The sequence below is a fragment of the Parabacteroides sp. KHUB-02 genome (assembly GCF_056640955.1).
In genome coordinates this window covers 3,508,336-3,528,642 of the sequence record NZ_JBWQEV010000001.1, presented here as the reverse complement: position 1 = coordinate 3,528,642, position 20,307 = coordinate 3,508,336, and the positions used below count along the sequence as shown (strand labels likewise).

General features: G+C 47.3%; 17 protein-coding genes. 7 read left to right on the top strand and 10 right to left on the bottom strand.

What is annotated here, in order from left to right; translation table 11 throughout:
* Positions 1-239: 239 nt before the first annotated feature.
* The gene (locus ACYIA1_RS15310) at positions 240-2,495 is read left to right on the top strand and encodes an inorganic phosphate transporter (RefSeq protein WP_044545184.1); all 2,256 of its coding nucleotides are present in this window, start codon (positions 240-242) and stop codon (positions 2,493-2,495) included.
* A gap of 56 nt (positions 2,496-2,551) precedes the next feature.
* Here ACYIA1_RS15310 and ACYIA1_RS15305 read toward each other — a convergent pair whose 3' ends face one another.
* Entirely contained in the window at positions 2,552-3,424 is an 873-nt protein-coding gene (locus ACYIA1_RS15305; protein WP_480335757.1) for a hypothetical protein, read from the bottom strand.
* Positions 3,425-3,620: 196 nt separating this feature from the next.
* Between ACYIA1_RS15305 and ACYIA1_RS15300 the strand changes: the two genes are divergently transcribed.
* Genes ACYIA1_RS15300 through phnW form a run of 3 tightly spaced genes read left to right on the top strand, consistent with a single transcriptional unit; the run spans position 3,621 to position 6,904 of the window.
* Positions 3,621-4,964, top strand: coding sequence for a DUF5690 family protein (locus tag ACYIA1_RS15300; protein WP_480335755.1), 1,344 nt, complete (start codon positions 3,621-3,623; stop codon positions 4,962-4,964).
* Between the two features lie 34 nt (positions 4,965-4,998).
* Positions 4,999-5,793, top strand: coding sequence for a phosphonoacetaldehyde hydrolase (gene phnX, locus ACYIA1_RS15295; RefSeq protein ID WP_480335753.1), 795 nt, complete (start codon positions 4,999-5,001; stop codon positions 5,791-5,793).
* 25 nt (positions 5,794-5,818) lie between these two features.
* The gene (gene phnW, locus ACYIA1_RS15290) at positions 5,819-6,904 is read left to right on the top strand and encodes a 2-aminoethylphosphonate--pyruvate transaminase (RefSeq protein WP_480335752.1); all 1,086 of its coding nucleotides are present in this window, start codon (positions 5,819-5,821) and stop codon (positions 6,902-6,904) included.
* On the opposite strand, the gene ACYIA1_RS15285 is transcribed toward phnW, so the two are convergent.
* Genes ACYIA1_RS15285 through dapB form a run of 4 tightly spaced genes read right to left on the bottom strand, consistent with a single transcriptional unit; the run spans position 6,888 to position 10,529 of the window.
* A complete protein-coding gene (locus ACYIA1_RS15285; RefSeq protein WP_480335750.1) occupies positions 6,888-7,517 on the bottom strand; it encodes a WbqC family protein in 630 nt (209 codons plus the stop codon). The two genes, phnW and ACYIA1_RS15285, sit on opposite strands and share 17 nt — an antisense overlap.
* Before the next feature lies 1 nt (position 7,518).
* Positions 7,519-8,379 carry a signal peptidase I gene (gene lepB / locus ACYIA1_RS15280; protein WP_008774293.1) on the bottom strand — a complete coding sequence of 287 codons (861 nt, stop codon included), beginning with the start codon at positions 8,377-8,379 and terminating at the stop codon, positions 7,519-7,521.
* 19 nt (positions 8,380-8,398) lie between these two features.
* Positions 8,399-9,796, bottom strand: coding sequence for a S26 family signal peptidase (locus ACYIA1_RS15275; protein ID WP_480335747.1), 1,398 nt, complete (start codon positions 9,794-9,796; stop codon positions 8,399-8,401).
* Between the two features lie 16 nt (positions 9,797-9,812).
* On the bottom strand, positions 9,813-10,529 hold the full coding sequence (gene dapB / locus ACYIA1_RS15270) for a 4-hydroxy-tetrahydrodipicolinate reductase (RefSeq protein ID WP_005860661.1): 717 nt from the start codon (positions 10,527-10,529) through the stop codon (positions 9,813-9,815).
* 76 nt (positions 10,530-10,605) lie between these two features.
* On the opposite strand from dapB, the gene ACYIA1_RS15265 reads away from it, so the two are divergent.
* Complete coding sequence (locus ACYIA1_RS15265; RefSeq protein ID WP_480335745.1) at positions 10,606-11,886, top strand: DUF2851 family protein; 1,281 nt, start codon at positions 10,606-10,608, stop codon at positions 11,884-11,886.
* Here ACYIA1_RS15265 and ACYIA1_RS15260 read toward each other — a convergent pair.
* A complete protein-coding gene (locus ACYIA1_RS15260; RefSeq protein WP_048928466.1) occupies positions 11,870-12,253 on the bottom strand; it encodes a hypothetical protein in 384 nt (127 codons plus the stop codon). The genes ACYIA1_RS15265 and ACYIA1_RS15260 overlap by 17 nt on opposite strands.
* A complete protein-coding gene (locus ACYIA1_RS15255) occupies positions 12,228-12,479 on the bottom strand; it encodes a hypothetical protein (RefSeq protein ID WP_005864002.1) in 252 nt (83 codons plus the stop codon). The genes ACYIA1_RS15260 and ACYIA1_RS15255 overlap by 26 nt, the downstream gene beginning before the upstream one ends.
* Positions 12,480-12,882: 403 nt before the next feature.
* Between ACYIA1_RS15255 and ACYIA1_RS15250 the strand changes: the two genes are divergently transcribed.
* The gene (locus tag ACYIA1_RS15250) at positions 12,883-14,796 is read left to right on the top strand and encodes an Ig-like domain-containing protein (protein ID WP_057326751.1); all 1,914 of its coding nucleotides are present in this window, start codon (positions 12,883-12,885) and stop codon (positions 14,794-14,796) included.
* On the top strand, positions 14,738-15,604 hold the full coding sequence (locus tag ACYIA1_RS15245; protein ID WP_057326750.1) for a DUF3108 domain-containing protein: 867 nt from the start codon (positions 14,738-14,740) through the stop codon (positions 15,602-15,604). Before ACYIA1_RS15250 ends, ACYIA1_RS15245 begins: the two co-directional genes overlap by 59 nt.
* A gap of 294 nt (positions 15,605-15,898) precedes the next feature.
* On the opposite strand, the gene ACYIA1_RS15240 is transcribed toward ACYIA1_RS15245, so the two are convergent.
* The 3 genes from ACYIA1_RS15240 to ACYIA1_RS15230 form a co-directional block, all read right to left on the bottom strand.
* On the bottom strand, positions 15,899-16,306 hold the full coding sequence (locus ACYIA1_RS15240) for a PaaI family thioesterase (protein WP_005864005.1): 408 nt from the start codon (positions 16,304-16,306) through the stop codon (positions 15,899-15,901).
* Positions 16,307-16,331: 25 nt separating this feature from the next.
* Positions 16,332-17,807 carry a cysteine--tRNA ligase gene (cysS, locus tag ACYIA1_RS15235; RefSeq protein WP_122145720.1) on the bottom strand — a complete coding sequence of 492 codons (1,476 nt, stop codon included), beginning with the start codon at positions 17,805-17,807 and terminating at the stop codon, positions 16,332-16,334.
* A gap of 90 nt (positions 17,808-17,897) precedes the next feature.
* Positions 17,898-20,264, bottom strand: coding sequence for an ABC transporter permease (locus ACYIA1_RS15230; protein WP_250789049.1), 2,367 nt, complete (start codon positions 20,262-20,264; stop codon positions 17,898-17,900).
* Positions 20,265-20,307: the final 43 nt, after the last annotated feature.

The following is a 20,307-nucleotide window of genomic DNA, read 5'->3' as shown; positions in this document are numbered from 1 at the left end:
TTCCAAGTAACTAGAATCTTGTTAACTTATTTCCCTTCTAAATATATAGTCGCAAATGTATATAAAAACCCTTAGTGGATCTCTCTCTTAAAAGAGAAATACTTGATGTTAATTTCAACCTAATTTCATATCTGGTTGTTTTTGAATCTAATCCGCAGGTTGTAACATCATTGTAATATGTATGTAACGGATGCGAAATAATTGTTTCAGAACTTTGCGCAAGAATTATAACAATCAGTATGGAAACATTTTATTTGTTCTTGGTCATATTTTTGTTTGTATTGGCCATCGTAGATTTATCGGTCGGTGTTAGTAATGATGCCGTGAATTTCTTGAATTCAGCTATCGGCGCGAGAGCCGCATCCTTTAAAGTTATTATCGCTATCGCTGCTGTGGGAGTCTTTGTCGGAGCGGCGTTATCCAATGGTATGATGGATATCGCCCGGCATGGTATTTATCAACCCCAGCATTTTTATTTCTCGGAGATCATGTGTATCCTTGCGGCCGTTATGCTTACGGATGTGGTGTTACTGGATATTTTTAACTCGTTAGGTATGCCGACCTCGACAACGGTTTCCATGGTGTTTGAGTTGGTGGGTGGAACGGTAGCGATTGCCTTGGTAAAGATCGCTAGTTCTTCAGGCGCTTTGCAATTGGGGGATCTGCTGAATACAGAGAAGGCTTTTACCGTGATTCTGGGTATCTTTCTTTCTGTGGCGATCGCTTTTTTCTTTGGTGTGATCGTGCAGTATCTGTCCCGGATCTTGTTCTCATTTAATTATAAGAAAAGTTCTAAATATTTTATTGGTCTGTTCGGAGGTTTAGCGGCCACTTCCATCATTTACTTTATGCTGATAAAGGGACTGAAGACAAGTTCTTTTATGACGGGTGAGTTCAAGGATATGGTGTATGCCAATACGGGGATGATCGTTTTGGGATGTATGGTATTTTTTACGATCTTGATGCAGGTATTGCATTGGTTGAAGGTGAATGTATTCAAGGTGGTCATTTTGATGGGTACGTTTGCCTTGGCGTTGGCTTTTGCCGGGAATGACTTGGTGAACTTTATCGGAGTCCCCTTGGCTGGCTATTCCTCTTATATGGACTTGATGGCGCAGGGAGGGACCACTACCACGGATACATTTTTGATGACCTCCTTGTTGGGACCGGCCCAGACACCTTGGTATTTCTTGGTGGGTTCCGGGGTCGTGATGGTAATCGCCTTGGCTACCTCCAAAAAGGCTCAGAACGTGGTGAAGACTTCCTTGGATCTGTCTCGTCAATCGGATGGAGAGGAGTCTTTCGGTACATCGCCTGTCGCACGGGTATTGGTACGGAATTGCAGTAATATATCCGCTACGATATTAAGTATCGTGCCCACTCCGGTTAAGAACTGGATTGATAGCCGTTTCAACCAAAGCGAGATGATCATGGATGACAAGGCTAGCTTCGACTTGGTACGTGCCTCGGTGAACGTGGTTTTGTCCGGATTGCTGATCGCTTTGGGAACCTCCTTGAAATTGCCTTTATCTACGACGTATGTGGCTTTCATGGTCGCTATGGGTACTTCGTTGGCAGACCGTGCTTGGGGGCGTGAGAGCGCCGTATATCGCATCACAGGCGTATTGTCCGTGATAGGTGGTTGGTTCATTACGGCAGGGGCTGCTTTTACGATCTGTTTCATCGTCGCTCTTTTGATTTATTGGGGAGGTATTCCAGCTTTGGTCGCTATGATTGGTTTGGCGATCTATTCGTTGGTTCGTAGCCACTTCGCTTATAAGGCTAAATTGCGGAAAGAGGCATTGAAGGAGGAGGTGAATTCTACGGTGTCTAAACTTCGTAAGGCTACGGATACCCGTGAGGCTTTGGCCCTGTTCCGCGAGCATAGCCGTGAGGAATTACAATCCGATCTGGATTTTACGGCGGAAGTATTCGGTAAGGCGGTAAATGGATTCATGAATGAGAACCTCCGTGAGTTGCGCAAGGTCTTGACTGCCGTGGAGGAGAAGAAGATTCACTTGAAGCAAGTGAAACGTGTCGGTACGCTTGGCGTTACCCAATTGGATCACGATATCGCCGTGGAGAAGGGGCTTTATTATTATCAAGGAAATGACTTCGCCAGCGAGATCATATTCAGTATCCGTCGCTTAGCAGAACCGATGAAAGATCATATCGATAATAATTTCAGCCCGTTGAGTCCGGTACAGAAAGATGATTTTGGTAAGGTATCTGAACAAATCATCTCCTTCTTGAGAAATTGCGCTACTATGATCCGTAAAAACGATTATATTGGTTTTGAGGAGCTGATCGCTGAGTCGATTACCTTGATGAACCAACTTACCGCCTTGAAGAAAGGGGAGTTGAAGCGTATCCAAGGGCAGTCCGGCAGCACGAAGGTGAGCATGGTTTATTTGAACATGGTACAAGAAGCCCAGAACGTGGTTTCTTTTACGGCGAACCTCTTGAAGGTGAGCAGGAAGTTCCAGAAGGAATAATCAGTCTCTATTATATTAGGATGGTGGGAGACGGGGCATGCCCCGTCTCTACTGGTTTATAGGGTTAGCATCTTCTTTTCTTTGACTAAATCACTCTCGTCCATCCGCAGGGATGGGACTGTACACATCTTGATAAAATCTCCTGTCTGGCAAGTATAATCATAGTAGACCTGTTGTTCCGGGGTAAAATCTTCTTTATCGATCAGTCCGCTTTTCCGGCTCATGAATTCATCGATCTCCGTGCTTTCTGATTCCTTGATAAGAAGGATTCGGCGGGCAATCGGGTTACGATTATAATCCTGACCGATGTATAATCCTCGTAATTGGCGGGGATTCTTGAAAAATGGTATTTGCAGGTATATCGTTACCATCGTGAATTGGGGCGCTTGGTTCTCGTTCAGCATGCAATGGAAATTCTGAGGATCGGGCATGATCCCGAATCCCCATTGAGCCTCTCCATAAGCGCAGATCCGCCCTACACGGACTTGATTATCCGAGGGGGAGAGTAGGAAGGGTTCCATCTTGAGGCAGTCCGAGGAGGAAGAAAGGCTGTAACTGGTATAGATTCCTTTGAAAGCCTCTATTTTAGAGGCGGAGAGCCGTGTCTCCTCCATCAATTGCTTGGCGAAAGGATTATCTTTTAGGCTATCCGGTTCGGCGAGCTCCATCTGGTCTAGGCGAAGGATCATCTCCTCTATATGGGAAAGCAAACGTTTTTTCGACACGTTATTCACTGGGGCGAGCGCCGAGTCCAGCGCTTCTTCCGGCGGGTAACTCTTGATGCCCTCGAAATAATTCGGCAATACGGTCGTATATAGGGAGGACAATATGCTGGGAGCCATATCGATCCAGTCGGCTATCTCTTTCATCTTAACCCCATTGCTTCGTAGATATTCGATCTTTCGGTAGAATTCTTGAAGATTGTTCATGTGTTTATATTCTTGATTTACCTTACAAAATAAGAGGACATATGTTGCGTTTCCGTTTCATGAATGTTACATAAATATTTCTTTATAATTTATTGATTCCTAGTTGGGTATTAATAATATACATTCATGGGTTCAGTAATATGTCTGTAACATGGCGGCTGTACTTTTGCCTTCGAAAATAAAACGACAGAAGATTATGGACACTGCGATACAGACAAATAAAACATCCCGGAGGCGGGTTTCCGATCTCTTCTTCATCCTATGGGCCGGAGGGGCCGCTTTGCTTTCTTATTCCTTGGTATATATGTTGCGTAAGCCTTATACGGCTGCCGCTTTCGAGGATCTGGAGGTATTCAATATGGACTATAAGGTGGCGGTTACGATCGTGCAGATCTTGGGGTACGTGGTGTCGAAGTTCATGGGAATTAAGTTGATATCGGAGTTGCGGCGGGAAGAGCGCTTGCGGTTCATCTTGATGTCCGTGGTGATGGCGGAACTTTCGTTGGTATTCTTCGGGTTGCTCTCGGCTCCTTATAATATAGCGGCGATGTTCTTGAACGAGCTTTCGCTGGGATGTATGTGGGGGATTATTTTCAGCTTTATAGAAGGACGTAGGATGACGGATGTCCTCGCTAGTTTGTTGGGCGTAAGTATGGTGATCAGTTCCGGTACGGCAAAGTCTGTCGGCTTGTACGTAATGGATACGTGGCAGGTCAGCGAGTTCTGGATGCCGGCTTTGATCGGGGCGGTGGTGTTGCCTTTGCTAGCCTTGTTGGGATATGCGCTAAACCGGCTTCCACAGCCTACGGAGGAGGATATCGCCTTGAAGTCGGAGCGGGAGACCTTGAACGGGCGGCAGCGTTGGGAGCTTTTCAAGAACTTCATGCCTTTCTTGACGATGCTTTTCGTGGCGAATATAGCGATCGTGGTGTTGCGGGATATCAAGGAGGACTTCTTGGTGAATATCATCGATATGTCTGATTACTCGCCTTGGTTGTTCACGCAAATAGATAGCGTGGTGACCTTGACTATCTTGGCGATCTTTGGTTTGATGGTGCTCGTGAAAGATAATTTTAAGGCGCTTTCAGTCCTGTACGGTTTGATTATTACGGGCATGATGGTCATGGTGTTCGTGTCGTTCGGGCAGGAGCGGATGGGATTGAGCCCGGTGACATGGCTTTTCTTGCAGAGCCTTTGCCTGTATATGGCTTACTTAACCTTCCAGACGATTTTCTTCGATCGCTTCATCGCTTGTTTCAAGATACGGGGAAACGTCGGTTTCTTTATTGTCTTAACAGATTTTCTGGGGTACACGGGTACAATACTGGTATTGGTGCTAAAGGAATTCGTGGGTACGAGATTGGACTGGGCGGTATTTTATAACCAACTTGCCGGATATGTAGGGATCTTTTGCTGCGCCACTTTTGTCGCTTCCTTCGTATATTTGCGGCAACGCTATCGCAAGGAGACCGCTTTATGTGGCTGCGAGGAAATAGCAACTCTTGAGCCTACCGAAAACAATGTCCTTACGATCGCTTAAACAGGAAAATTATTAAATACGATACATACAGAATATGAAGAAGATTTCAGGTGTCATTATGGATTGGGCCGGTACGGCCGTGGATTATGGATGCTTCGCTCCGCTGAACGCTTTCCTCAAGGTATTCTCGGAAGAGAAAGGGATTGATATCACTTACCGGCAGGCCCGTGAGCCGATGGGTCTCTTGAAGATTGATCATATCAAGGCGATTTTGAGCATGCCGGAGGTGAACGAGAAGTTCCGTGCCCTGTATAAGAGGGACTGGAACAAGGGGGACGTGGAGGAGATGTACGCTAGTTTCGAGAAACATTTGTTCGCTTCCTTGAAGGATTTCACCACTCCAATACCGGGAGTCTTGGAGACGATGGCGATGCTTCGCGAGCAAGGTATAAAGATCGGCTCTACGACCGGGTACACGGCGAAGATGATGGAGATTGTCCGTCCCGGAGCCGAGGCCAAAGGATATAGGGTAGATAATCTGGTGACACCGAACGAGGTCCCGGCCGGTCGCCCCGCCCCGTATATGATCTATAAGAATATGATAGATTTGGCGATTCCTTCCGTAGATCAAGTGGTGAAGGTAGGAGATACGATCGCTGATATTAAGGAGGGCGTAAACGCCAAGGTATGGAGCGTCGGTATAGTGACCGGTAGCAACGAGATGGGCGTGAGCGAGGAGGAATATAACAGCCGTCCGGCGGAAGAATGGGAATCTCTGAAGAAAGAGGTGCGTGAGCGTATGTTGGCGGCGGGGGCTCATTTCGTCTTGGATACGATCGCCGAGCTGCCTGCTTGCATTGAGAAGATTAACAACAGGGATCAAGCCTGATAACCGAATAAAATAAAACAATCATATGAGAAACTATTTATTATTGACACCGGGTCCGTTGAGTACGTCGCAGACGGTACGTGAGGCCATGCTTCAGGATTGGTGTACGTGGGATAAGGATTATAACGAGGGTATCGTTACCCCGATCCGTAAAGGCTTGCTGGCGATAGCGGGACTGGACGGGGATGCGTACACCAGTGTCCTGCTGCAAGGTAGCGGAACGTATTGTGTGGAGGCTACGATCGGGGCCACCGTGCGTCCGGAGGATAAATTGTTGATCCTCGCTAATGGCGCTTATGGCAAACGTATGGCGCAGATCGCCGATTATTATCATATCAATTACGTACTGGTCTCTTTGCATGAGACGGAACTGGTAACCGGCGAGGTAGCCCGACGTGCCTTGGAGGAGCATCCCGGTATCACGCATCTCTCAATGGTACATAGCGAGACCACGACCGGTTTGTTGAATCCGATTGAGGAGGTAGCCGAGGTGATCAAGGGCCGGGGGATTACCTTTATCGTGGATGCGATGAGCAGCTTTGGCGGTGTCCCTATCGACGTGAAAGGTTTAGGTATCGACTTCTTGGTCAGTAGCGCGAACAAATGTATTCAAGGAGTTCCCGGCTTCGGCTTTATCCTCGCCCAAAAAGATAAATTGATGGTGACGAAGGGGAATGCCCGCTCGCTTTCCTTAGATATCTATGCCCAGTGGGAAGCGATGGAGAAAGGGGGAGGCAAATGGCGTTTCACGTCTCCGACGCACGTGGTTCACGCTTTCTACCAAGCCATGAAGGAATTGAACGAGGAAGGCGGTATCACGGCTCGTTATAAGAGATATCAAGAGAATCACCGAGTATTGGTGGAAGGTATGCGTGGATTGGGCTTTAAGACGTTACTGTCCGATAACGCGCAAGGACCTATTATCACTTCGTTCTTATATCCCTCTGCGGATTTCGATTTCGCCTCGTTCTACGTGCGGCTAAAGGAGAAAGGCTTCGTGATCTATCCGGGTAAGATCTCGGATGCGGATACATTCCGTATCGGTAATATCGGAGATATCTTCCCGAAAGATATGGAAGCCTTGATACAAGCGATTAAAGAGATCCGGTAATCGATGCCCGTAACGTAACGAGTCCTTCCGGCCCCATATTGAACAGCAAATCCGCTATACTCAGATTGGGGAGGAATCCGAATTTCTCCCGGAATACTTGATAATAAGGTTCCGGGCAGAAGGCGGGATCTTCCCCTTCGTGTTTCGGGCGGATCGTTTCCCGGAAATCGTTGGCTACCTCCGGTTCATAATGGTCGGTGTAGACGACTGCGGGTTGCATATCCAACAGGTCACAGACCAGACAGCGCAATTCCTCGTTGAAGTCGAGGAGGAACTCGTATTTCTTCTCGTAGAAAGGAGCGAAGTCTTCGGCATAATACTCGAAAAACGGACTCATATTGTAGGCCGATACCAAAGCGTTCCAGTGTAGGTGCCGCCAGTTTCCATGGTCGGAGATACGGATGTCCTTGGTCTGGCATTTCAAGGTATCCGGCTTGACGATGGGGATGGATAGGGAGAGTGGGCCGTTCGCGGCGGCGATGGAACAGCGGTTACGATAGGTTTGCTTCACGTAATTCTCGGCGGTCTCGATACGGACCTCCGGGTATTGGAGCATCTTACAATATTGTTGTATGGGGCCTAGATAGGCGGTCGCTATATATACAGGTCGCATGTTAATGAACGGGTTTAAAGATTCGTTGTTTGTCGGGGCTGTACCAGCAGAGCCAAGCGTTGCCGACGATATGGTCGGCCGGTATGAAACCGAGATGGCGGGAATCTACCGCCTCGTTGGTATTATCGGACAGTACCCAATAGTAGTCTTGTTGGAAAAAGAAGAAATTAGTCTCCCGCCCGTCCAGATATAACTTTCCGTCACGGAAGGAAGCTTTACCATCCGTCTCCCGCATGATGATCTCCTTGCAGGCGGTGAGCGAGGCGGCGTCCAGCGGGTAAGCCCGGTCTTTCCGGGGGACGATCAACATGTATTCTTGCATTTGTTCCCCGATAAAATGACGGTTTATGGCGTCGGGCAATTCCTCCCTCAATTGATATTCCTCGAAAGCCGTGAGGCTGAGCATACAGCCGAAACTTTCCTGCCTGAAATCCCTAAGTGGGATGTCCAACTTCTCTAACGTCTCCAAGAACGTCTCCTTGGCGCTCAGTGTTATGAAATAGGAACAGAGGGAGCGAGGAGAGCGGGGGATTTTATGCCCGTTTATCGTATATCCGTCCATGCTGACCCGGATCGTATCGCCCGGCATACCGATGCAGCGGCTGATGAATAAGGGAGCATCCGCTGAATCCCGCGAGAGCGGGCTGGTAAAAAGCACGACCTTGCCCCGGACGGGCTTATTCTTCCCCGGTATTTTATTGACTAGGATATAATCCCCTTTATGCAAAGCCTCTTCCATAGAGTCCGTGGAGATGCGATAGGACTCTATGCAGAAAAGGCGTATGAGCATGACGATCCCCGCGGCTAGCGCGAAAGCTGCCAGCCATTTCATGAGAACTATCAGGAATCGTTGGATTGTCATAATACGAAGTTTTCACCTCTTAATCCGGATGCACCCAACGGAACAGGCGGTTCCAACGGATACCACCGTCGAACAGACTGCGATCCTTGTCCAAGGATAGCCAAACCAAGATCGGCTTGCCGACAATGTGATCCTCGGGTACGAAACCCCATGAGCGGCTATCCGCGCTATTATGGCGGTTATCGCCCATCATCCAGTAATAATCGTATTTAAACGTATAGGAAGTCTCGGGCTTGCCGTTGATGTAGACCTTGCCGTCCTTCACTTCCAAGGTGTTGTTCTCGTAATTCTTGATACAACGGCTGTACAACGCCAGATTACGTTCGTCCAACGGGATGGTAGCCCCTTTCTTCGGGATCCAAAGCGGCCCGAAGTTATCACGGGTCCAGCCAGTATTGTATCCGACCGGATAGGTAGGGCCGCCCAACGTCTCCGGCTCGATGATAACCTTCTTCACGGTAGGTAACTTCTCCGCTATCGCCAAGGCCTTTTTCGTGAGTGGCAGGCGATATACCGGGTTGTACTGTCCGTTCGCGTTAGGCGTAAAGCCTAGGTATGACAATAGGTTTTGGTAATAACCGCCGCTGGAGGCCAGCATACGGTCATCCTTGCTTACGTCCATTAGGCGGAATTGCTCCTCTGTGATCGGGGAACCGTCCGTCTCGATGAAGTAGTTGAACTGCATATCTTTCGGGTTCTCGGCGGGTTTACCGTCTATGTACACTTGGTTGTCTATGAGTTGGAGCGTATCACCCGGCATACCGATACAACGCTTCACGTAATTCTCCCGTTTGTCGACCGGGCGGTACATTACCTCGCCGAACATGGCCTTATCCAATAAGATACGTTCCCGTCCGTACTCCTCGACCAAGGAGTAGTAATCCGGGTTTTGCACTTTCACGGCGATCGTGTCGCCCGCGGGGAAGTTGAACACTACGATATCATTACGTTTCACGTGGCCCAAACCTTTCACCCGTTTGTAGCCCCATTCCGGCCAATCCAGATACGATTTGCAGTTTAAGATAGGCAACGTATTTTGTACCAACGGGAAGGAGATCGGAGTGTTCGGAACGCGAGGGCCGTAACTTAATTTGCTGACGAACAGGTAATCTCCTACCAGCAAGGATTTCTCTAGGGAAGAACTCGGTATCTGATAGTTCTGGAAGACGAACAAATTGATGAAATAAACGGCTACCAGCGCGAATACGATATCGTCCACCCATTCCAATACGTTGCGTACCGTCGGGTTCTTAGACCGTTTCCAAGCTCCCCAAGGGATGTAGTGCGTCAAGAATATATCGACTAGGACGATTAATCCCAGCAGTAACCATACGTTTTCCATCCAGATAGCGAACAACGTGTATAATACGGCCGCTATACTAAACTTGATCCATTGTTTTTTCGTGAACTTCTTCATCTTTTAGCTAATACGTTTAGAATTTGAATAAGTCATTCATGCCTAGGAAACCTTTCTTTCCGGCGGTAAACTCTGCCGCTATTACGGCGCCTAGCGCAAATCCGGCACGGCTCTTGGCATCATGCTTGATACTGATCGTATCTACGTCCGACTCATACGTGATCTCGTGGATACCCGGAACCTCACCCTCACGGATGGCGTGGATTGGTAGGTCGGTCGCGCTCTCGGCGTTCTCTAAGGTCCAGCGGTCTTTACGATCGATGTTTTCCAAGATTCCTTCGGCCAACGTGATAGCCGTTCCACTGGGTGCGTCCAGCTTGTGGATATGGTGGACTTCCGTCATCTTAACGTCGTAGGAGGGGAAGTTGTTCATGATTTTCGCCAGATACTTGTTCATGGCGAAGAAGATATTTACGCCGATGCTGAAGTTGGAGGCGTAGAAGAAGGTTTTGCCCTCTTTCTCGCATTTCTCCTTGATCTCGCCGATACGGTCCAGCCATCCGGTAGTACCCGATACGACCGGCACGCCTACCTCGAAACATTTCATATAGTTATTGAAAGCGGTAGCCGGGGTAGTAAACTCAATCGCCGCGTCGGCGCTCTTGAACGCTTCTGAATATATATCCTCAGCGTTATTGATATCTATGATGGAAACAATTTGATGTCCTCTCTGGATGGCGATCTGCTCGATCGTTTTGCCCATTTTCCCGTAACCTATAAGTGCAATTTTCATACTTTAATTCAATTAATGTCGCAAATATACAGAAAATGAATTACATTTGAATCCAAAATCTTAACTCTGAAAGAATATGGAACGTTTATTACACTATGTTTGGAAATACAAACTCTACGCGAGTACTTCATTGACTACCACCGAGGGGCTTCCTATCGCTGTTATCGATCCCGGAATACAAAACACCGACGCCGGTCCCGACTTCTTCAACGCCAAGATAAAGATTGACGGCACGGTATGGGCCGGAAGCGTGGAGATCCACGAAAAAGCTTCCGATTGGTTGCTGCATCATCATGATTCAGATAAGGCATATGACTCCGTTATCTTGCATGTAACGGGTGTGAATGACGCATCCATCTGCCGGATGAACGGTGAGCCTATTCCTCAATTGATATTACCCGTTCCGGAACCTGCCCGGAAAAATATCGATTGGTTATTGGCAAGAGAGGTGCCCGTCCCCTGTCTTGAGCGGATTCAAGATGTGGACTCCGTGCATCTGGCCTCATGGATGGATACCTTGCTCAGTGAGCGGCTGGAACGAAAGACAGAGGATATATACCGTCTGCTGGATCAGTACCAAGAGGATTGGAACGAGGTATTCTATATCCTATTGACCCGTAGTTTCGGCTTTGGCGTGAATAGCGACGCTTTCGAGTGGTTGGCGAAAAGCCTCCCCCTGCGATATATCCAAAAGCAAAGGGCTAGCGAGTCGCAAGTAGAGGCGATGCTTTTCGGACAAGCGGGTATGCTCTCGGAAGAGGGCTCCTGCCATTACTACCGTCTGCTGAGGCGGGAATATGAGTTTCTCCGCCATAAGTTCGGCCTCAAGCCTTTGGATGACTCCTTGTTCAAAAGCCTTCGCATCCGTCCGACCAACTTCCCGCATGTGAAGTTGGCGCAACTGTCCGCTATCTGGCATCGGTACGATACGTTGTTCTCGATGATCCTGTCCGCTTCTTCTCCTAAAGAGATCAAGGATTATTTCCGTATCCAACCCTCGGATTATTGGAAGAATCATTATCACTTCCAATACGCCTCGGTGCAAAAAGATAAAATGATCGGGGAGAATGCCTTGAATATCCTGTTAATAAATACGGTAGTCCCTCTGCTATTCGCTTACGGCGGTCGAAATAAACTTCCTGAGTATTGCCTGCGTGCGACCCGCCTCTTGGAGAGTATCCCGCCGGAACGCAATCATATCGTAACCGCTTTCGCTCGATCCGGTATCGAAGTCCATAACGCTGGTGATACGCAATCACTCATCCAGTTAAAACGAGAATATTGCGAGAAGCGAAAGTGTTTGTATTGCCGGATTGGGTTCAGGTTGCTAAAACGAAGTGTTAATCCTCCTCGGTAAAAGGAGCTCTTATATACTTGCCGTCTTTATGATTATTGGTGATATAACGTATAATATATCGATCACCTTTCCGGTTGAAAAAAACATACCATGTGGTATGTTTACTGCTTTTTCGTTTGAAAAAGGCGTATTGCAAATCTTTCCCGTATCGGTTGAACCTCATTTCAGCTGTATGGGAGAGGTTATAATGTGGCGCATGAGGTAAAGTGTGGATGAAGTCGAGGATATCATCGATAAGTATGTTTGCGTACTCAATGTATGAATAATAATCTTTCTCAAATAAGGTGTCGGCTAAATCCATCAGATAAGTGATTATTTCTTTAGGGATAATAACTTTTGTGTTATTTTCTTTGTGCGTTTTTTTCATAGAAATGTTTTCTTAGTTCTTGTTTTGCGTATTGTCTGAATTCCTCGATGCTCAATCCTTTGTTCCAATCTCGTTCAAATTCATCAAGGTTACTATCCGATAGGTTTACTCCCAATCGTTGCAATATAGGATTGATCATATCCCCATATTTCTTTAAGTCGATGCGAACGTAGCTGTTGTTCCCTGCCGCATCTTTCTCCAATTCGATACCTGATACTTCTGACATAGTTGCTCTATTTATTTGGTTATACTTCCATCTATCGCGAAGATACTGTTTTTAATTAGGTATCTGCCTTATTTCGGGTGTTTTATTTTACAATAAGTTCGATGTGAATTACCGTTTTGTAAGAGATTGATAACCAGACTCGAAAAAACACGTACATGTTTTTTGGAAAAGTCGTACGTGTTTTCCGAAAAACATGTACGTGTTTTCGGGAAAACAAGCTGATGTTTTTTTCCGGATGAGCCGCGATGATATTCTTTAGGAGAGAAAAATGACAATAAGGTGAAGATAATTTATGATAACTCAATTAATTTAGGTGGCCTGTATAGATTAATTAGCGTATATATCCTTATCGTTCACGGGATTTTTCCCTATTTTTGTCCCTCAATTGAAATATGAAGATTGAATGGAAGATAAATACGTAAGAAATAGTTTACGGTTCTTTATAGGGGTACTTCTGCTGGCCGTGCTGTACTCGTGCGCGAATATAGCCTCGCCAAACGGGGGGCCTTATGATGAGGCTCCGCCTAAGTTCGTAAGCAGTACGCCGTTGCCTAACCAGATAAACTATAAGGGAAAGAAGGTGGAGATTATTTTTGATGAGTTGATCCAGATCGATAAGCCTACCGAGAACGTGATCATCACTCCACCCCAAATGGAGCAACCCGTTATCCGGGCGAACGGCCGGAAGGCGGTCATCGAGCTGATGGATACGTTGAAGGAGAATACGACCTATACGATAGACTTTACCAATTCGATCTCCGATAATAATGAGAAGAATGTATTGGAGAATTATTCCTTCGCGTTCTCTACCGGCGAATCCATCGACAGTATGGAGGTGTCCGGAGTCTTGCTGAACGCCGAGAATCTGGAGCCTATGCCGGGTATTACGATCGGCGTGCATACGAATCTGGAGGATTCCGCCTTTACGACGATCCCATTTGTCCGTACTTCCCGTACGAACGACAAGGGAGAGTTTACGATTCGTAATATGGCCCCCGGAACCTATCGGATCTATGCCTTGGAGGATGTGATGCGCTCCTATAAGTACAGTCAGCCCGGGCAGCAGATCGCTTTTTACGATTCTTTGATCGTCCCCGCGTTCGAGTTGACGACCCGTCAGGATACGATTTGGAAAGATAGCTTGACGATCGATACGGTGATGACAGTCGGTTATACCCATTTTATGCCGGACAATATCGAGTTACGCCTGTTTAAGGAGAAAGTAGAGCGTCAATATATGTTGAAGCCGGAGCGTACGGATGAGAAAATACTAACCTTGCGTTTCAATACCTCCTTGGATACTATTCCGGTACCGGTTCCTTTGAATTTCACCCCGGCGGATAGCAATTGGTATTTCTTGCAGACAGCGGAGGAAGGAAAAGCCGTGCATTACTGGTTGACCGATTCTTTGATCTGGAAGCAAGATACGCTGCAAGTGGAGGTGAATTACCTGAAAAGCGATTCCATGAATATACTTCGTCCGCAGACCGATACGGTACAATTTACCGTGCGTCGCCGTCCTGTGGAGAAGAAGAAAAAGAAAAAAGACGATGAGCCGGAACCCATCGAGTTTCTGGGAATGAACGTAAACGCTTCCGGTTCGATCAACCTGTATGATACGGTCGCTGTTACGTTTAGCGAACCGGTAGCGGGGTTAACGAAAGATCATTTTTATCTGGATCAGAAAGTGGATACGCTTTGGGAAGCCGTTGACTTCGATTTCTTTCCGGATACGACGAATTCCTTGAATTTCTTTATCAAGCGCCCGTGGAAGTATGGAGAGGAATACCGTTTGGAAGTAGATTCCGCCACGATATTCAGTGCCTATGGTAAATGGAACGATGTGTATAGCGGGGAATTCAAGATCAAGAAGGAAGATGAGTACGGGCATTTATATATCAATATCGAGGGAGCGGATACCACCGCTTTCGTGGAATTATTGAATAGCAGCGACCAGCCGATCCGTAAGGTGAAGGTAAAAGATGGCGGCGTGCTTTTCATGGACTTGAAACCGGATAAATATTATGCCCGTTTAGTATTAGACGTGAATGATAACGGTGTCTGGGATACCGGTAATTACGCCGATAAACGGCAGCCGGAACTTGTCTTCTATTGCCCGAAGATATTCAATATCATGCAGAACTGGCAAGTGGAGGAGACTTGGAATATCAAGGCTACACCGATGAAACGGCAGAAACCGATCGATATCACGAAGAATAAACCGAAAGAGCTAACGAAAAAGAAAAGAGATTACAAAAATGAGGGAACACAGTCTTCGTCCAATAGGAACAGCGGTGTGGGCGGCTTGCGCTTCTAAACTGTATATATGCGTTTTCTTTTTGTGTGTAGCGAGTCTTACGTCTTTGCGGGCACAAACGTTGCCGTTATCCCATGGGGAACGGGTGGATTACGATCTTTATTTCAAATGGGGGCTGATCATGTCGAAGGCCGGATTGGCTACCCTTTCCGTGAAAGAATCGGAATACCAAGGAGCGCCGTCATGGCATTATAACCTGTTGTTCCGCTCTGCCGGCGTGATCGAGAAAGTCTTCAGGATGCGTGATACGATGGATTGCCATTACTCAAAGGAGCCTCGGCTCTTGTTCAGCTCGAAGCGCACGAACGAGGGAGACTACTATCTGGTGGATAATCTCCAGTTTGAGTATCAAGGAAGCGGTAGGATCGATATCCACTCGCATCGCCATACATTAAAGGAGACGAAGATCGACACGATGCTAATGGCGAAAGGACGTGTATTCGATATGCTGGGAGCTACGATGTATCTCCGTTCGCTGGATTGGCGGACGATGAGTTATGGTGCGGAGTTCCCTTTCATGATCGCTATCGGCCGGGAGCTCGTGAACGCTCGTTTCCGCTATACGGGACAACAGATCGTCGAGCATAAGGAGGCGAAATTCCGTACCCGCCATTTCTATATCGATATCTACGATGAGGCATTTACCCAAGCCAAGGAAGCGGCGGAGGTTTGGATCGGTGATGACGAGAACCATATCCCGGTAAAGATCCGGGCGAAACTGAAGATCGGGGCGGCGGAGGTCTATTATAAAGACTCCTATAACCTGCGTGCCCCACTTACTTGCCGTATCGTGGTGCAGAAGAAATGAAAGCTTTTTAGATAGGCTTGTGTTTCTCGCACCCAGCTCATCACGGAGCTGGGGCGAGAGCTTTTTATATTGATAGGGTAGTTATCGTGATCGTGTAGCATTGATGTAGACAAATATAAAAGATGTTTTATAATAAAGGGGGCTCATAAAGGCAGAGGTTATGACATGTGAATAATTTGTTTATGACATATTGTTTATTTAGATTGATTTATAATGTGTTGCGTATAAGCATAAAAAAGCGAAAGCCTTTGGGAACAAACCCCAAAGGCTTTCGCTTTTTATAGAATTTCTTTTTTAAACCAACGGAGTGAAGGGTAATTCCGTGTCTTTGCGGTAACCTGTACCATTAAAAGTCGCGATTAATTCTCCGGCTTCATTGGTGATACGGACTTCGCAATTCGCCAGTCTCTTATGGCTGAACGCTTCTTTCGCTTCCGCATATAAATATCCCTTACTCTCCGCCTTAAAGAAATTGATGTTTGAGGTAATGGATAATGTCAGGCGTGCGTGGCTATTAGTCGCCGCGGCGAAAGCCAGATCCGCCAACGTGAAGATCGCCCCACCTTGACATACGCCTCCACCATTTAAATGTTCGGGCTTGATGAGCATACGCGCCTTGGCGTAACCGTTGCCCGTTTCTAATAATTCAACGCCCGCAAGCAAGGCGAATTTATCGCCTTGAAGAAATTCATGGATTGTCATAACCTCTTACTATTCGCTTGGTGGATTATTTGCTTAGTTTCCATTCCGCACCATCCTTGGTATCCTTTATCTCGAATCCCATCGCGATTAATTCGTTACGGATCTTGTCGGAGGTGGCCCAGTCTTTATTCGCCTTGGCTTGCTGGCGGATGGATAATAATAAGTCTACGGCCTTGCCAAAAGTCTCATAGCTGTTACCACTGGCGGAAGCCTCGTCTTTCATACCTAGGATGTCGAACAAGAACAAGTGGAATACCTCTTGTAATTCTTTCAGGTCCTCCTCGGTTATGGTAGCCTTACCGTCTTTTATCGAATTGATCGCACGGGCGGCATCGAATAGATGAGAAATCACGATCGGTGAGTTCAAATCGTCATTCATGGCCTCGAAACATTTCTCACGAAGACCTTTCGTGTCTACGGTAGAGGTAGCGGACGGCTGCAACTTCATCAAATGTCCGTATGCCTCCATCAAGCGTGACAAGCCCTTCTCGGCAGCTTGCAAAGCCTCATTGCTGAAATCAACCGTGCTGCGGTAATGCGCTTGCAGGATGAAGAAACGGATGGTCATGGCGGAATACGCTTGTTGCAAGGAGGGATGATCACCCGTGAAGAATTGCTCCAGTGTGATGAAATTACCTAATGATTTACCCATCTTCTGCCCGTTGATGGTGATCATATTGTTGTGCATCCAATAATGAACCATGTCATCCCCTTGGGAAGCCACGGCTTGCGCGATCTCGCATTCATGGTGCGGGAAGATCAAGTCCATGCCACCCCCGTGGATGTCGAAATGCTCCCCGAGGTATTTCTTGCCCATAGCGGTACATTCGCAGTGCCAACCGGGGAAGCCGTCGCTCCACGGAGACGGCCAACGCATGATATGCTCCGGCTGGGCGCATTTCCAAAGGGCGAAGTCGATGGCGTTATGCTTCTCGTCCTGCCCGTCCAACGCACGGGTCGTATTCAACATATCCTCGATATTGCGACCCGAGAGGATGCCGTATTTATGATCTTTATTATATTTCTCAACGTCGAAATAGACGGAGCCTTGGCTTTCGTAAGCGTAGCCGTTATCCAGAATCTTCTTGACTAACTCGATTTGTTCGATAATATGTCCGGAAGCGTGCGGCTCGATGCTGGGAGGAAGTACGTTCAGCGCATCCATCGCTTGATGATAACGATTGAGGTAATATTGAACCACTTCCATCGGCTCCAACTGTTCTAGCCGTGCCTTCTTGGCGATCTTATCCTCCCCATCATCGGCGTCGTGCTCCAGATGCCCTACATCCGTTATATTACGTACATAACGCACTTTATATCCTAGGTGGGTAAGGTAACGGAATAGCAAGTCGAACGTGATCGCCGGACGTGCGTGTCCCAAGTGGGCGTCACCATAAACCGTGGGGCCACATACGTACATACCTACATGCGGCTCGTGCAGGGGTATGAATTGCTCCTTCTTTCTCGTAAGCGTGTTGTAAATATTCAATGGATGTTCCATATTCTATTATATATTTAGGAATCGCGAACTTACATAAAATCCTTGGTATTATCAAGCTGATCGTGAATAGTCTGTAGTTTTCATAGGCATTCATTGACTCTTGATGACTTCCGACGGATTCTCATTGGCTGCCTTACATACCTGTTCACGTATCGTACCTAGAACCATGCTGGTAATGGTGATGAATATTCCCACCAACCACCAGATCTGGATTTGGATGCGATAGGCGTAGCCTTGCAACCAGTAGTTCATGACGAGATAGCTGATCGGGAAAGCGATGATTCCGGCGATGACAATTAATCGCATGTATTCCTTGAAGAACAAGAAAATGATCTCGGAGGCTTTCGAGCCTACTACTTTCCGGATAGCGATCTCTTTACGCCGCCGTTTCGTGGAGGCTGTAGCGACGGCGTAAATGCCGAACAAGGAGATTAGCAAACAGGCGAAAGCGAGGAACGAGAATATTTTCAGCCCGATGATCTCGGATTGGTTCAGTTGATCGTAAAGCGTTCCGATCGGGGTGATCCGGGTATCCGCTAATGTCGGGTCTATCTTGGGCAGTAGCTCCGTGATATGGTGGGCGATGTTTCCTTCCTCGCCGGGTATGACCCGGATATACAGATTATTCACCAGTCCACCCGAAGGAATGAATAGCATCGGATGAATACTTTCCCGGAAAGATAGCGCATGGAAATCGTTGACGACACCGACGATCTCGTATTCTTTGATCACGCTGAAATCTGACCACCACGGCATACGGATGATGCTGCCGACTGGGTCTTGTAAGCCCATGGCACGAACCGCCGACTCGTTGAGCACGACACTAAGTTCGTTGCCTTCTGTCCACCACCGGCCCATTAACATCTTTAGGTCGAAGGTCTCACCAAATCGGTGATCGGTTCCATAGAGGTGGAAGTCCACCTTTGTGTCCAGCGGTTTTCCCTCCCATTCCACATTCGTGAAGATCGCCATGGGATCGACATGATGTTGAGGCTTAAAGTTCGTGTCGGTGAAACTTTTGACCTGCGGCAGGGCACTTAACTCTTGCATCAACGTGGATTCTATTTTCCCGGATACGTCTACGAAGCCGGATAGTTGGATAAGGCCTTTTGGATCGAAACCTAAATCTTTTTGATTTACGAATCGCATTTGCTCCATGACAACCAGCGATGCTACGATGAACAGGATACTGATCATCAATTGTAAGGTCACGGCCATGCGGCGTAACAAAAGGGGTTTGACTGTCTCTTTGGGAACGAGCGAGGTGGTTGCCGTATGGCTGAACTGTCCGAAGAATACTAATCCTGCACATTGGAGGATGAGGAATGTACCTATACCTACCCCTGCGAAAAGAAACAGGAACCGGCCCATCTCCAAATCAATCTCCAGCCATCGGGCGAAAAGCGGCTTGACTTGGACTATGAATATCAAGGCTACCAACAAGGATGCAAGTACGGAACAGCCTAGTTCGACAGACATTTGTTCGATCAATTGTTTTCTCGTTGCGCCGTTGACCGTCCGTAAACGCCATTCCCGCACACGTTGCCGAAAGAGATCCATATAGGAATTCAAGAAATTGAAGAGGGCGGCAAACAATAATAAGGCACCGGATACGACGAACAAGCCGATGAAATTTAAGGTAAAGGGTGCATCTTCATTCAGATGATGCCGGATCTCACGGATGGGGAGTGTTCGCAACTCGATCTCCATGTTCACCCCGATACGTTCAGGTAGCTCTTTTAGTTGATTGGCGAAGGCTTTTGGGTCTGAGCTTGGATGGAGTTTCACGTATAAGTCCATCACGAAGAAGCTCCATTGTGCCTCTGGAGGTAACTGGGAGAAATGCTGTATCATGTTATGGTTGATGATCGCGTCGAACGGTAGATTGGTATGGGGTGATGGGTCTTTCACCACAGCCGTGACGATGTAGGGAGGTAAGGAGGCTCTCATCAAGGTGTGTATCGGTTGCCCGATCGCCTTTTCCGCGTCGCCAAATAGACGGACCGCCGTACGTTCGCTCAAGATCATGTTGTTTACGATTTGTAGCGGATGATTCATTTCTCCACAAACGAAAGATTGCGGGAATACCTCTAGGAACGTGCTGTCTGTATAAAGCATATTCATTTGGATATAAGGAGTCGCTTGGGTTCGGCAGTTTTCGGTTGAAAGCATAAGCGTGGTGGAGGCTTCGATAGCTGGGACTTGCTCTCGTAAGCTATTCTCGATACCTTTCGAGGCTCCTTTGTTCACTTTCCCGGATTGTTTCTCGGCGCTATAGACACGGTAGATGGATTCGGAATCCTTGTAGAAAGAATCGTAAGTGGTCTCATGATCCATCCAATAGAGTATGGGCACGAAACAGACGAGGGCGAAAGCCAGCCCTAGGATACTGATGGAGGCGCTGACTTTATACTTCCAGATGTTTTTGAAGGCAATGACACAGTAATGTATTAACATGGCAATTCCGTTTTTTGATGATATCGCTGATGACTCAATTTCG